Raw genomic sequence first — 13929 nt, 5'->3', positions numbered from 1 at the left:
CTATAGCCTTGAAACGTCATTCTTTAGTTCGTTTGTAAAGTAATATAGCTCACCTTTAAATAAAATTTGATTGGAGCCTTCCTGAATATGAATCCAAAAGTTTCGAAAAGGGAACTGATCTGAAAAGTATGATTCAACCTTAGCCCCATAACTGCCATTTAATACCTTTTCAGTAGAGAAATCAGGCCATTGTGCTAAGTAACGTCGTTCCTCTTTCGAAAAGGTTTTATCAGGTAGGGCCAGGTGCAATATAAACATAGCAAGTATAAACAAAAGTGGAAACATACACATTATATTCTGTATAATAGTGCAGTTTTTGTTGTTATTTATCCGCATATCAATCCTCCATGTTAAAATCGAAAATAGATAAATGGGTTGTAGGTTGAACTAACCATATATGTTGTTAAAAAAAACATTAGTACAGAATAGTACACGTTTACTGCTAATCTGTAAATATTGCAATGAATTCTTTTAAATAATAATGCCAGCATCTTCGGCCAAGGCGAAGCGGCAATGATACAAACAATATATAAGACGGCATAGGCTTTTAGCTTCACAATTGCTTGATTATCAATAAGCCCGTTGCCTCCCACTCCGAACATGATCCATAGAAAACCCAACCCATCAGTCAGGTTGGAAAATTCAAAAAACACCCAGCCTATAACAACAAACAGCAATAAATATACATGATGGACAATCTTTGGCCATCGTGTCATGCTTTTCTGCAAAAACAATTTTTCTATTAATATTAAAGTTCCAAAATAAAGGCCCCATAAAACAAAATTCCAGCTTGCACCATGCCAGAGCCCTGTGAGAAACCATACCATGAACAGGTTCCGTATCAGTTTCCACTTACCGACACGGCTCCCGCCGAGGGGAATATATACATATTCCTTAAACCATGATCCGAGGGAGATATGCCACCTCCGCCAAAATTCCGAGATACTTTGCGAAGTATATGGATACCGGAAATTTTCCTTGAAACGGAACCCAAACATTTTTCCCAATCCGATGGCCATATCTGAATACCCGCTAAAATCGAAATAAATCTGTAATGTAAAGGCAATAATCCCGGCCCAAGCCATGAGCACTGAAATTTCCGTACCGGGCATGGCTTTTACTTCGGACCATAGCAGACCTATATTATTGGCAAGAAGTACTTTTTTCGCCAGACCACACAGGAATCGCTGCATTCCGGAGTAAAATTTTTTGAAATTTATGCTCCTGTCAGCTAACTGTGATTCAATGTCTCCATAGTTCACAATAGGCCCGGCCACCAACTGCGGGAACATAGTAATATAAAGAGCAAAGAGAATCAGGCTTTTCTGCGGCCTTATTTTTCCCCTGTATACATCAATCACATAGGAAAGTATCTGAAAGGTGTAAAACGAAATTCCTATGGGAAGCGCCGGTGTTCCCGCATTCAAATTCCAACCGCCAATTGGTGCTATTGTATTTATGATCATACCAAAGTATTTAAAATAAGCGAGACAGCCTAAATTGAACACCAGGCTTATTATTAAAAAAAACTTCCTTTTTTGTCTGCTGGCATCATCTCTAACTAAGAGAGTACCTATACAGTAATTAATCATTATGGAACTGCACATCAATAACACATAGACAGGTTCTCCCCAGGCATAGAAAAACAGGCTTGCAGTAAGCAGGACAATATTCCTCAATTGCTTTCCTAACGAATAATATAGAATTAATGTAGCCGGCAAAAAAGCAAATATAAAAAACAGACTGCTGAAAACCATGTGTCCTCTCCGCTACATTAATTTTGAAAGCCTCTCCAGCCAAAGCCAATAAAATTCTTTTTTGAAATGAATGCCATCTTCAGCATATAAATCTGGGTTCTCCTGTGCCAATGTCCCTATGTCTACATAGTTGACTGACAATTTATCCGCTAATTCCTTCAAAAGCTGGTTATATTCCTCTATTCCTTTGTAACGGGGCTCTTCTTTTAACGCACTCTGTGTCACAGGTGTAACAGACAGGAGATATATTTTACTGTCAGGCAGCCCTTCCATTATCTTGTGAATCAGTTTCTTTAAATCATTTCTGAATAACTCTTTGGGGTCATCGACCGGCATCAAAAGGTCGCATGATCCCAACATAATAAAGATTTTATCAGGCTTTTTCTCAACCAAAGCATCAATGTTAGCATAAATAAAACCGGCTGTGGCTCCCGCTCCAGCTATTACACATTCTTTCGGCAGTATTTCATTAACGGCAAAACCTTCGGTAATGGAATCTCCCATAAATACACTGTTCTTAAAATTAGCTGTAACATCTTTTGCAGCTGTTGTATTCCCGCAGGCAGTCATACCTAACAGAAGGATACCTATCAGGAAACTGAATATTAATTTTTTCATAAAAATACCTCTTTTCTTTATTTGATACACAGATATTACAGCAGCAAAATGCAGAACAGGTGCAGATGAGATAAAAGTTCGGATATTATTTTGGTTCTAATTTTTTGCAAAATAAAAAGCCATGAAGTATCCTTCATAGCTGTTTCACCGGTAAAATATTAAATTATTTGAATAAGAGTATCTCAAACAAGGCATATATCTTTCTCTGAAAATATAACTAATGCTTTATGGTTGTACAGGCAGCGAAAAGAAAAAGCGGACGCCATCTTTCGTATTTTCTACACCATAAATTGCATGATGAAGCTCCAGTATTTCCCTGGATATGGAAAGTCCAATACCCGTACCTGCTTTGGATGTCCGTGCCTCGACACGGTAGAATTGGTCCCATATCTTTTTTCTGTCTTCCTCTGATATCGGGTTCCCCTGATTTTCTACGCTGATTTCCGCCGTCTGTTCATTGCACCTTACAGCAATTACGATTGCATGTCCATCCTCCGTATGCCGGATTGCATTACTGAGGAAATTAATAATAACGCGACTGATTAGACCCTTATGCCCCACTACCATTTGAGAACAAAGTCTTAATATAACAGAGAGATTTTTCTCTTGCATTTGCTCAGCCAGCGACCTGCATACTTCGGTAATCACTTTATCTATTTTAAAAGGAGCCATTTCAGGTTTATAAGTACCAGATTCAAATTTAGCCAGATCCAGCATATTAACAACCAGCAAGTCCATCCGTTGTATTTCGTCTTCCATCGCCTGAAAATAATGTTCCCTTTTTTCAGCTGCGATTCCGTCTTTTAAAATAGATAGACAACTTTTCATAACGGCAAGAGGCGTTTTCAGCTCATGAGATACCCCTGCAATAAATTCCTTCCTTGTATTTTCCAGTTGCCTCTCCTTATCAAGATCCTGCTTCAGTTGACCAATATACGCTTCCATCTGGTTCGACAGGTAATTGATATTTTGGGATAGCTGACCAATTTCATCGGCGGAACGCACCGGTAACTTTTCCGTAAAATCCATGTTAGCTATTTTTCCGGTGAGCCGGTTGATGGATATCAGCGGTTTCGCCAGCCACTTAGAAAAAATAAATGCCAAAAATATAACACATATAAAGGCAAATCCAAAAAAGTAAGGATAGAATTGCCGTATGACCGATATTGCTTCATCTACCGGCTGAAGAGAAGTCATGGCAAAAATATATCCCGCTACCCCGTTTTCAATAACCGGCTCAATGATTATCCTATATTCCGCAAAATTTTCTGTTGCACTAAGTTCTTCTGTACGTTGAAGAGGTTTAGCATTATCAGCTAGCAGACCGGCTTGAAATTCTTTTACCTGTTCTAAAAAAAATCGTTCCCGGTAAGGAAACGAAATACCCTCCGCCCGTTCCGTAAATACAGTTTTCGTTATAGTTCCCCTGGATAAGCCGGTTACAAGGTGACTATAAGCATTATCGGCATGAGGACCGTGCAGCTTGTTTGCAATGTTTAAATTTACGACCCCCGTCGCATTAGTCTGAATCAGATAGGGTATCCTTTCATCTGCAATATTTACTGTATCAATAATTACCTCATCGCCGACTTTTAATGAAGAGCTTACATCGGAAGAAAATTGTCCTTCAAAGGAATACATTGGAATTCGCAAATTATCCTGGGATTCATTTTTCAATTTCACTTCGATATAGTAATTTTCTACATCGCAGATTCGTCCATATTCATCTAATTTTGTAATCCAAATATGGTTATTTTTATATAGTTCTCCCGCTGCTGCTTCCACTCCCTTTTTCTCTGCCATCTCTGAGTATTCGTTCATATACACTTTGAGAGCATCCGATTTCTTATTAATGTAATATTTCTCAAAAAAGTAATTTTGCGTGATTCCAATGAATAAAAACATCGTTGAGAATATCAAAACTGTCAGCACAAACCATTTAAATACAATGCTTTTTTTCATAGCTGCTCCTCTTCGAATTTATATCCAGAACGGATAACCGTAACAATGCAGCTACCTTTACTACCCAACTTAGCACGCAGATTTCTGATATGGCTGTTCACTGTCTTTTCATCACCATAAAAATCATACCCCCATATCTTAGAGATTAATCGCTCTCTGGTAATTACATTTCCTTTATTTTGCATTAAGTAAGCGAGAATTTCAAATTCTGTATGAGTCAGATTAATCGTATTACCATTTACAGAAACAAGTCTTGATCCCATATTTAAAACGATATCGCCAACTGATACCAGCATTCCGTCCACATTACCTGAGTATTTTTCAAGAAACCGTTTCACTTTTGCCATTAAAACGCGAGGACTATATGGTTTGATCAGGTAATCATCCGCTCCCAGCTCATATCCCAGAAGAGAATCGTCCTCATCTGAACGAGCAGTTAAAATGATTATAGGGATACTGGATTTTTTCCGTATTCTGCGGCATACTGACCAACCGTCAACCTTTGGCAGAACAATGTCTAATATAGCCAAATCAACAGAATTTAATTGAAACAGTTCTAAAGCTTTTTCACCATCTGCAGCCTCTAATACCTGATATCCATCCTCGATTAGATAGTCAATTATCACTTCACGTAAAATATCTTCATCTTCAACAACCAATATTTTATTCATCTCATACCTCCATCTTTGTCCTTATAAACTTAATTAGAGTTAATAATCATAAATAGTAGTTTCAAGGTTTGCTATTTACATTTCAAGTATGCCTTTACAAGTAAAATCTTTTGTATTTACACATATATATAGATACTCAATGGAAGAGAAATATTTATTAACGGCATACAAAGCCAAGTAATCACTTGAAAAAAAAATCCCTCTTGAATTCAAGGGGGTTATTGAATGTAGGTTAGATTTAAAGATATTATTCTGTCAATGATCTAAAACCAAATTCTGATGTTTACTTTTCAAGATTATTAAATATCTTCTCTGCATCCCAATTCCACCATTTAAGCTTTAGCACTAATTCTAGGAACGGAGCCTAAGGGTGTGGGGTAAGTGAAAATCGAATCCGCTAGGTATTCCTACCGCTCAAGCATTTTCTTTAAGTATCCAATATTCAATAAATGTACCGTTTCGAATTTATCACCGTAAAATACAGCCCAATTATTGAAAACGCACGGGATCGATTTTGCCTTTTCCAATGTATCAACTGCTATTAAGGTGAGTGGTATATTATTGGCTTTGCAATAGCCTTCAATTTGTTCGATACAATTCGGAATATAAGGACACTGCACACTATAGTAAATAGTCAAGCCGTCTCCTTTGATTGTTTGCTTTTTTACATCTTCTGCAAATCGCGGCGTTGTTCCATCAAACGACATAGCCATTAAAATGTATTCCTCGCCAATCTTATCAACAGTGTCAAAACCGAACAACTCCATAAACCTCTTATCGGACAGAAACGGCTTTTTCTTTTTTGAACTAATAATACAAACACCTGACTTGCCCTGTGCTTTCGCGTCGGCGATACAGTATTCGATCAACTCTTTTCCATAACCTTTCCCTTTAAAACTTCCCGAAACCCATAAGCAATATATGTAAATGTAATTATCGCCGAGAACAGGTGCCCAAGCCTTATCTAGAGGCGCGTACTCTATGAAAACCTTGCCTTTCTCATTCAATTTTCGGAATACATGTCCTTCGCTGATTCTTTCTTTCAGCCAAGCTTTTTTAACGTCAACCCCGTATTGATGTTTTTTATCGGCGATGGCGCAACACAAATGCTCACACTCCAGATTGTCTACTGTCAGGTTTACATATTTAGCTCCCAAGCCTTTATCTCCTCTGTTTAAATTTACGACTTATTACAACTCTCTAAAAGAAAATAGTGGTAAAATCATCAAAGGTAATTTTTTCATTAGATCTTATCATAAAAATGTACTTACCTTCTGTTACACTATCAATCGGATATATTTCCATAGGGTAATCTTCTATCCTTCTATCTGTAATCCCTAAGTAAATACTTGAGGAATGTATCATTCCTGACCTCGTATATAATTCACTCCCCTCAAAAACTACTCCATTTTGGATGTTTTCATCATCGTTATAATAACCATAGTTACGAAAAAAACCTTCAACAAAAGTCATATTATTAGGGTCAACTATATATTTTCTTTCTACATATGGTATATGCGCCATATTAAAAGGTGCTATGGCTTTACCTTTAACGGTACAAAAATTTACAAAAGATTCATCAAGGTATACAATATATCTTTCATCTTTAGGAAAATTCGCATTTCCAAATACACTAAAGATTATTTCATCACTGCCTATTTTATTTACTAATATTTTCTCATAATACATATTTGTCATAACACATATCAGCATGTATACTGTTATTATAATTACAATGTTCTTTCTTATATTAACCTTTAACATGCAAATACTCCCTTTTACAATTGGTTTTAGTAAGTTCCTTGTATTGTAGATATTTCAATAAAATATGGTATATTAACTGATTTGGGTTCTGCCCTCAATACGATATCTTAGTGTTCCAATTCTAAATGTTTCTCTCATAATATCATTATTATGGTATCCTGTCGCTAGTCTATTAACATCAGCATAATAACCTTTCCCTTTAAAACTTCCCGAAACCCATAAGCAATATATGTAAATGTAATTATCGCCGAGAACAGGTGCCCAAGCCTTATCTAGAGTGCTTTAAAATCAAATTTAGCAATAAAATCGGAAGATAATTTAACTACCAATGATGGCTATCCGCCTCTGGTGAAACGTTCCCACTATTACAGAGATCGGTTAGCTCAAGCAATATAGAGACTTTGACTGTACTACCATCTTTAGCTTCTAGTCCTAAAAATAAATATAGGGATGTGCTGAAACTTAACATTTCGGCACACCCCTGAACCATTCTTAATAAAAACTCTTAATAAAAACAGGTTCTTGATAAATCCTTTTCGAAATTTTTATCAAACCGGAAGTGAGAATCAATAAAGATGTCCATCTGCTTTTGACACTAAAGTTTAACCAATTTCTCATCACTCAATCTCATTCAAAAAATCTATCATTATTTGAATAAATTCATTCGGCCTTTCATCATGAACTCCATGCCCGGACTCAATATTTATCAGTATATTATTTTTGATAAGTGAATGGGCCCTTTCTGCATCAGCACCATCCATTGCAGCTAAAAGAATACCATTGTCATCATAACTCCAGCTTGCATGTATTAAAACAGAGGGACAGTTTATCCTTGACAAGGTTTCTGCGTGGTCAAAGTTTTCCATCCATGAGCAATCATAAAAAGTATCACCGAATCTAGGATCATAAGACTCCATATAATGAAATATCTTATTGATGGAAGGAGGAAGGAAAAAAAACTCCAACTTCTCATTTGGATGTTTCTCCCGATAGGAGGCAGCATAATTGATAATACCTTCTTTACCATTGCCAAAGTAGTTTACCCAATAACTATTTTTTAAATAGTAAAGGGTATAGTCCTTCTCCTCACTCTGTCTCAAAAATCTATGAATAGGTTCGAATGAATCAACCCATGCAAAGGTTTTCTCAGCCCTAGAAGTCTCTGAAGAAAAAAATGGTGGATCTTCTAATACAATACCGAGAATATTTTCAGGTGAATTCGCTGCAAGCCACGCAGCTAACAACCCTCCGGAAGAATGTCCTGAAACAACCACCGGCTCTCCTACCACTTTTTTTAAAAACCATACAAAGTCTTTTCCCATTTCTTCTGCACTATATTTTTCTGGATTTTTGCTGGATTTTCCATGTCCGTGGCAATCAACGGCAAAAATATGATAATATTCTGAGAGCTCCGGTAGTACTACTGAATAGTTTTCCCATGTCACCCCCTGTCCGTGAATCAACAAAAGGGCAGGGCCGTTATCAGGGCCTTCAGCATAATTCAGTGTTGTTCCATCCTCCAGAGTTGCCCGTTTTTCTTCAAAGCCTGCTTTAATCGTTTCCCGCAGGGGAGTCTTGTAATAATTCAGATTATTGTACACATAACCACTAGCAACAACTAGCAGTACACACATAAGGGTGCCTATTACTATCAGTAGTCTTCTCATATCTTTTTTCCTTTGAATAGTTTAGTAATTATTAGCATTATAGATTCTTAATTTATCTTAATTATTAATTAGGTTTTCCTTAATACTATATAATTACAATCTAAGTATACGCAGAAAATATTGCCTCGAGCTATTTGTCCGGTGGTAATATTTATATCACTAATGATAAATGCTATACCATAACCTATTTTTTGAATTGAGAGGTGCTGTAAATTGTTTGCAAATGTTTTAAGCAAGGGAAAAATCGGAAGTTTAGAGCTAAGAAATAGATTCATCATGCCTGCCATGGGTTCAAGCCATGGTGAGTCCGATGGAAAAGTCGGCCAAGAGTTGATAGACTACTATGCCGCCCGATCACGTGGTGGTTTTGGATTAATCATTACTGAATTTGCATGTATAGATCTACCGGGTAAAGCATTACCAGGGCAGTTGATGATTGATTCTGACGAATTTATTCCAGGTTTAACAAAATTAGCAGAAGTGATTCACAAAGAAGGCGGAAAGATAGTAGTTCAAATCCAGCATTCCGGGCGCCAGACAACTAGCTCCATTACCGGCGTGCAACCAGTTGCCCCATCACCAATCCCCTGTCCAGTTAACCGTGATCTACCAAAAGAACTATCAATCGAAGACACATATCAATTAATAGAGAAATTCGGTGATGCAGCACTAAGGGCTAAAAAGGCTGGCTATGATGGCGTGGAAATACATGGTGCCCATGGCTACCTAGTGGCACAATTTTTATCCAGTTACACTAATCGACGTGTTGATGAGTTTGGTGGGGATTTAGCCGGAAGAATGCGCTTTGCCATTGAATTAATTAAAAACATTAAGTACAAATGTGGAAAGGATTTTCCTCTTATATTTAGGATTAGCGGAGACGAACGGGTAGAAGGCGGCAGAAAAATTGATGAGACTGTTATAATATCAAGGGCACTTGCCGAAGCAGGCGCCGATGCAATTCATGTATCCACAGGAGTTTATGCGAGTATGCCCTGGATGGTGGCCCCCTATAATGTTCAGAACGGCTATCTTCTTAATGCCGCTGCAGCAGTTAAAAATGCTGTTAATGTACCTGTCATCGCAGTTGGCCGCATTAATGATCCCACTATGGCCGAAGAAGTTGTGGCCAGAGGAATCGCTGACTTTGTTTCATTAGGTCGTGGGTCCCTTGCTGACCCAGAATTTCCCAATAAAGTTGCAGAGAATAGAATACACGAGATTTCCCCTTGTGTAGCCTGTATGACAAGATGTCAGGGCACACCGGGTATTATCCCCGGCGATCGGGGTGTATCCTGTATGATAAACCCCTTTACAGGTCATGAAAGTACAATGAAAATCACACAAACAGGACATCCCAAATCAGTAGTTGTGGTCGGCGGCGGTCCAGGTGGGCTTGAGGCGGCATGGGTTGCAGCGGCAAGAGGCCATAAAGTCACCTTGTTAGAAAAGAATAATAAGCTTGGAGGCCAGTTCATACCAGCAGCAGTGCCTCCCGGAAAGCATGAACTTGCTCGAGGTATTCGATATTACATTGAAATGTGTAAAAAATATGGGGTAGATATTAGGCTTGGTATTGAGGCTAATGCTGATCAAATAACGACATTAAACCCCGACATTGTTATTTTAGCAACAGGTGCAGTTCCAATAGAAGCCCAAATACCAAACGAGGGAATTCCAATCGTACAAGCAGTAGATGTATTGTCCGGTAAAGTAATGTTAGGACAAAATATACTTATTGTGGGTGGAGGTTTAGTCGGCCTTGAGACATGTGAACATGTGCTCAGTCAAAACCGTAGAGCAGCCATTGTAGAAATGCAAGATTCTGTAGGTAAAGATATTCATCCAAGTATAAAGTATTTTATTTCAAAATCACTGGCCGAAAACCACGTTGAAATATTAACCAATACAAAGGTAGAGAGTTTTAAAATGGATGGAGCAATATGTACCAATCAGTCTGGCCAAATTAAATTATCAGGCTTTGATATGGTTTTATTGGCACTTGGTGCTAAATCTTATAACCCCTTAGAAAAGGATTTGGAAGGTAAGGTTAAGTCCTTACACGTAATTGGTGATGCAGTAAAACCACGCAGTGCTGTAGTAGCAATTGAGGAAGGAGCAAGACTGGCACTGGGGTTGTAAGCAGCACCCACATAGATCAATAAATCCCACCTTGACGTGTCAGGAGTGTGTCATAATGAAGGGGGTTTCGTCACAATATACTCTTTGTGCATAACAAAGGGACGGTTCTAATCCTTGTCACTGGAACCGTCCCCCAAGCCTCTGTAACTATTCAATTAGGGAAAATAGTTTCTTTTTTCAAAGTTCATGCTATAATTTATATGCATTATTTTCCTGGGAGGTATCTCTTGTGGATAAAAACAAATTAGTTCAATACTGCTTATCTAAAAAAGGCTCATTTGAAGACTACCCCTTTGGCTTTGACGTTTTAGTAATTAAGGTTGGTTCAAAAATGTTTGCTTTGATTTCTGAACGGGGTGATAAGCTTAATATCTCTCTGAAATGTGATCCCTTCTTAGTAGATGTATTAAGGCAACAATACCCTGCAGTAACACCAGGCTATCATTTAAATAAGAGACATTGGAATACCGTTGAAGTAGGCGATTCTATCCCTGAAGAGAAAATAATTTGGATGATTGACCATTCTTATGATTTAGTTTTTAAGAGTCTGACCAAGTCTGAAAAGCAATTAATCACTTCGAAATAATAGTATCGGCACTTTTCCCTTTTCATTTTAAATTCACCCACTATCAACTACCACGTCAACTCAATACCTTCCTCAGTAATCTTAACTGCCCCTTCTTTTAGTAGTCTCCCAACGGCCCTTTTAAAGGCACGTTTGCTAATATTAAGCTCATTCTTTATATGTTCAGGAGAGCTATTGTCATTGATCGAAAGAATACCACCGCCTAATTTTAAGCGTTCCATTATCATTTGAGCATCATTTTCTATTTCATTGTAAGCCGCTTCTCTCATACTTAATTCAAGCTTGCCATCATCCCTTACTTTTTTAACTCTAACCTCTATTTGGTCGCCTTCCTTATAATTGCCGAACAATTCATTTTTATGGACCAATCCATGGTATTTATTATCTACAGCTACAAATAATCCAAAATCACCATTCATGCTATAAACAGTCCCGCTGACTCTATCATTCTTTTTATACGGGGATTCACTGCTTAGCAAATTATATATATGCATTGTTGCACATATTTTATTGTTATTATTAATATATAATCCTACCAAACATAAGTCTCCTGTTGAAATCTTACCCACTTGTTCCTTTAAAGGTAATAACAAATCCTTGGGCAGGCCCCAATCTAAAAAAGCACCAAATTTTGTAGTTTCTACTACCCTTAACAGACCCAATTCACCAATTGTCAGCTTTGGCTTTCTAACGGTAGCCACGGTGTCACCTTCGGAATCTGTATAAACAAACACCTCAATTTCATCGCCAATATTAAATTCCCGTGGTTCCTGATTTCTTGGCAACAAAATTGCCGATCCGTCTTTACCATCTTTGAAATTTAAATACGCGCCTTCCGGGGTCCTTCTCATCACCTGGAGTGTCTGTATCTTCCCTATCTCTATCATCTTATACCTTCTTTTTATTAATTAAGTCTCACCCAGTAATTTTAAGTCCTCTGTTCCGGTCTTGTCAAATAAGCAGCATTTTTCCATTTGCTTTCCGTCACACATATTACTGGTGCTTCCCGGATAAGCCAGCATTGCTTAGATTCCGCCATATAAATTTCGTTGTTCAAGGGGTGTTGCAAGCGAACAATATTCAGAATTCTACTTGCACCTCGGGACAAGGAACCTGTCCCCCCCTGTCCGTCCCCTTGACAAGTAAACGATCGTTGACTATAATAATTTAATAATAGTGAACGGTGGTTTACTATATGGGGAGGATTTTCAGATGGCCGACACAAAAGAAAACATTTTGCATACTGCACTTCGTTTGTTTGCGAGGAAGGGATATGAGGCCGCTTCGGTCAGCGATATTGCGGGTGAGCTTGGCATGACAAAAGGGGCTTTATACAAGCACTATAAGAATAAACAGGATATATTCGACAGCATTGTGGAACGTATCTATCAGATAGATGTTGAAAGAGCAAAAAAGTATGAAGTGCCGGAGGAAACATTTGACAAATCACCGTCGTCCTATCGCAATACTGCTGTAAATAATATTAAGATTTTCATCGAAGCACAGTTTCATTTTTGGACGGAGGACGAATTTGCCAGTAATTTTAGAAAAATGTTGACTTTGGAGCAATACAGAAACCCGGAAATAATGGAACTGTATCAAAAATGCCTTGTAAGCGGGCCTGTCAGCTATATGGAAGATATGTTCCGTGAAATGACTGAACAAGGTATTTGGAACAAAAGCAACCCAAAACAGCTTGCACTTGAGTTTTATGCGCCATTTTATTTGTTAGTAAGTATTTCAGATACAACGCCTGACAAGCAAGAGGCCGCTAAGCTATTATCGGCACACATTGAGCGGTTTATAGAAAAGAACTCCGTCCCATGTACAGAAGAACTATCCGCTCATTGCCACTTTCAAAATTGCAGTCATGGGACCGAGCCGGGGTGCGCTGTAATCGCTGCCATTGAAAGGGGTGATTTATCATCAGAGCGTTGGCAGTTTTATCAAAAGTTAAAGGCAGGAAAAAAATCATAGGCTAAGGAGTATTAACAATGGAAGAAATAAAAATCAACGAATTTGAATTTGACCTCATCAATGAATTTTTCACAGAGCTTGAACGGCAGGGGCCGGGCAGTCCCAAAGAAACTATTAGGGCATTAAGTTTTATCGGCAACCTTTCAAGCAAAACTAAAATTGCCGATTTAGGCTGCGGCACAGGCATTCAAACAATAGTGCTGGCACAAAATACAGAAGCAAGCATCACCGCCCTCGACCTTTATGCAGGTTCGATCGACAAACTCAACCTAACAGCCGAAAAACTCGGTTTACAGAACAGGGTAAAAGGTATAGTCGGATCAATGGATAATTTGCTGTTTCAGAATGAAGAATTTGACCTTATATGGTCTGAGGGGGCTATTGCCAATATAGGGTTTGAAAAAGGCTTGAAGCACTGGAAAGGGTTCCTCAAAAAAGATGGTTATGTTGCCGTAACCTATGAGTCGTGGTTTACCGAAGAACGCCCCGCTGAAATTGAGAAGTGGTGGGTGGACGCAGTTCCTGAAATAGGAACAATAGGTCATAATATTTCCATCATGCAAAAAACAGGTTATATTCCTGTTGCCGCATTTACGCTACCTGAAAGTTGTTGGATAGACAATTATTTTATTCCCCAAAAAACAAGGCAAGAGGAATTCTTGAAAAAACATGCAGGAAATAAAACTGTTGAGGATATGATTTCATTTTTGAGGCGTGAGGCAGACTTGTATTCTAAATATAAACAGTATTATGGATATGTATTTTACATTGGGAAAAAGATATAA

14 protein-coding genes are annotated in these 13929 nt (G+C 38.1%); 4 read left to right on the top strand and 10 right to left on the bottom strand.

Going from position 1 to position 13929, the window contains the following annotated elements; genetic code table 11:
- The 9 genes from P6N53_RS01325 to P6N53_RS01275 form a co-directional block, all read right to left on the bottom strand.
- Positions 1-336 carry a DHHW family protein gene (locus P6N53_RS01325; RefSeq protein ID WP_304540536.1) on the bottom strand — a complete coding sequence of 112 codons (336 nt, stop codon included), beginning with the start codon at positions 334-336 and terminating at the stop codon, positions 1-3.
- A 14-nt stretch (positions 337-350) separates the two neighbouring features.
- A complete protein-coding gene (locus tag P6N53_RS01320) occupies positions 351-1757 on the bottom strand; it encodes an MBOAT family O-acyltransferase (RefSeq protein ID WP_304540535.1) in 1407 nt (468 codons plus the stop codon).
- 12 nt (positions 1758-1769) lie between these two features.
- Entirely contained in the window at positions 1770-2375 is a 606-nt protein-coding gene (locus P6N53_RS01315) for a GDSL-type esterase/lipase family protein (RefSeq protein WP_304540534.1), read from the bottom strand.
- 225 nt (positions 2376-2600) lie between these two features.
- Positions 2601-4337 (bottom strand): sensor histidine kinase, encoded by a 1737-nt coding sequence (locus P6N53_RS01310; protein WP_304540533.1) that lies wholly within the window; start codon positions 4335-4337, stop codon positions 2601-2603.
- Positions 4334-5008: a response regulator transcription factor gene (locus P6N53_RS01305; RefSeq protein ID WP_304540532.1), complete on the bottom strand. Its 675-nt coding sequence runs from the start codon at positions 5006-5008 to the stop codon at positions 4334-4336. Before P6N53_RS01305 ends, P6N53_RS01310 begins: the two co-directional genes overlap by 4 nt.
- Before the next feature lie 407 nt (positions 5009-5415).
- Positions 5416-6165 (bottom strand): N-acetyltransferase, encoded by a 750-nt coding sequence (locus tag P6N53_RS01295; RefSeq protein ID WP_304540530.1) that lies wholly within the window; start codon positions 6163-6165, stop codon positions 5416-5418.
- 43 nt (positions 6166-6208) lie between these two features.
- Positions 6209-6772: a hypothetical protein gene (locus tag P6N53_RS01290; RefSeq protein ID WP_304540528.1), complete on the bottom strand. Its 564-nt coding sequence runs from the start codon at positions 6770-6772 to the stop codon at positions 6209-6211.
- A gap of 322 nt (positions 6773-7094) precedes the next feature.
- Positions 7095-7241, bottom strand: a complete 147-nt coding sequence (locus P6N53_RS01280; protein WP_304540526.1) for a hypothetical protein — start codon at positions 7239-7241, stop codon at positions 7095-7097.
- A 148-nt stretch (positions 7242-7389) separates the two neighbouring features.
- Positions 7390-8373, bottom strand: a complete 984-nt coding sequence (locus P6N53_RS01275; protein WP_304540524.1) for an alpha/beta fold hydrolase — start codon at positions 8371-8373, stop codon at positions 7390-7392.
- Positions 8374-8652: 279 nt separating this feature from the next.
- On the opposite strand from P6N53_RS01275, the gene P6N53_RS01270 reads away from it, so the two are divergent.
- Both P6N53_RS01270 and P6N53_RS01265 read left to right on the top strand, forming a co-directional pair.
- Positions 8653-10581: an oxidoreductase gene (locus P6N53_RS01270; protein WP_304540522.1), complete on the top strand. Its 1929-nt coding sequence runs from the start codon at positions 8653-8655 to the stop codon at positions 10579-10581.
- Between the two features lie 229 nt (positions 10582-10810).
- Positions 10811-11167: an MmcQ/YjbR family DNA-binding protein gene (locus P6N53_RS01265; RefSeq protein ID WP_304540520.1), complete on the top strand. Its 357-nt coding sequence runs from the start codon at positions 10811-10813 to the stop codon at positions 11165-11167.
- Between the two features lie 47 nt (positions 11168-11214).
- Here the strand turns inward: P6N53_RS01265 and P6N53_RS01260 are convergent, their stop codons facing one another.
- Positions 11215-12054 (bottom strand): CvfB family protein, encoded by an 840-nt coding sequence (locus tag P6N53_RS01260; RefSeq protein WP_304540518.1) that lies wholly within the window; start codon positions 12052-12054, stop codon positions 11215-11217.
- Positions 12055-12379: 325 nt separating this feature from the next.
- Here P6N53_RS01260 and P6N53_RS01255 point away from each other — a divergent pair, with 325 nt between their 5' ends.
- Together P6N53_RS01255 and P6N53_RS01250 are read left to right on the top strand one after the other, a co-directional pair.
- Complete coding sequence (locus P6N53_RS01255; protein WP_308447253.1) at positions 12380-13144, top strand: TetR family transcriptional regulator; 765 nt, start codon at positions 12380-12382, stop codon at positions 13142-13144.
- A gap of 17 nt (positions 13145-13161) precedes the next feature.
- The gene (locus P6N53_RS01250) at positions 13162-13929 is read left to right on the top strand and encodes a class I SAM-dependent methyltransferase (protein WP_304540516.1); all 768 of its coding nucleotides are present in this window, start codon (positions 13162-13164) and stop codon (positions 13927-13929) included.

The sequence above is a fragment of the Desulforamulus aquiferis genome (genome assembly GCF_030577015.1).
Taxonomy (GTDB): domain Bacteria; phylum Bacillota; class Desulfotomaculia; order Desulfotomaculales; family Desulfotomaculaceae; genus Desulfotomaculum; species Desulfotomaculum aquiferis.
Note: the sequence above shows the minus strand (reverse complement) of the source record. Positions and strands in the feature narration are given on the sequence as shown.

What these genes read in the sequence shown, in the direction of transcription:
- P6N53_RS01325 (WP_304540536.1), bottom strand. Translation starts at nt 336, where the DNA reads ATGCGGATAAATAACAACAAAAACTGCACTATTATACAGAATATAATG.
- P6N53_RS01320 (WP_304540535.1), bottom strand. Translation starts at nt 1,757, where the DNA reads ATGGTTTTCAGCAGTCTGTTTTTTATATTTGCTTTTTTGCCGGCTACA.
- P6N53_RS01315 (WP_304540534.1), bottom strand. Translation starts at nt 2,375, where the DNA reads ATGAAAAAATTAATATTCAGTTTCCTGATAGGTATCCTTCTGTTAGGT.
- P6N53_RS01310 (WP_304540533.1), bottom strand. Translation starts at nt 4,337, where the DNA reads ATGAAAAAAAGCATTGTATTTAAATGGTTTGTGCTGACAGTTTTGATA.
- P6N53_RS01305 (WP_304540532.1), bottom strand. Translation starts at nt 5,008, where the DNA reads ATGAATAAAATATTGGTTGTTGAAGATGAAGATATTTTACGTGAAGTG.
- P6N53_RS01290 (WP_304540528.1), bottom strand. Translation starts at nt 6,772, where the DNA reads ATGTTAAAGGTTAATATAAGAAAGAACATTGTAATTATAATAACAGTA.
- P6N53_RS01280 (WP_304540526.1), bottom strand. Translation starts at nt 7,241, where the DNA reads ATGTTAAGTTTCAGCACATCCCTATATTTATTTTTAGGACTAGAAGCT.
- P6N53_RS01260 (WP_304540518.1), bottom strand. Translation starts at nt 12,054, where the DNA reads ATGATAGAGATAGGGAAGATACAGACACTCCAGGTGATGAGAAGGACC.
- P6N53_RS01255 (WP_308447253.1), top strand. Translation starts at nt 12,380, where the DNA reads ATGGCCGACACAAAAGAAAACATTTTGCATACTGCACTTCGTTTGTTT.
- P6N53_RS01250 (WP_304540516.1), top strand. Translation starts at nt 13,162, where the DNA reads ATGGAAGAAATAAAAATCAACGAATTTGAATTTGACCTCATCAATGAA.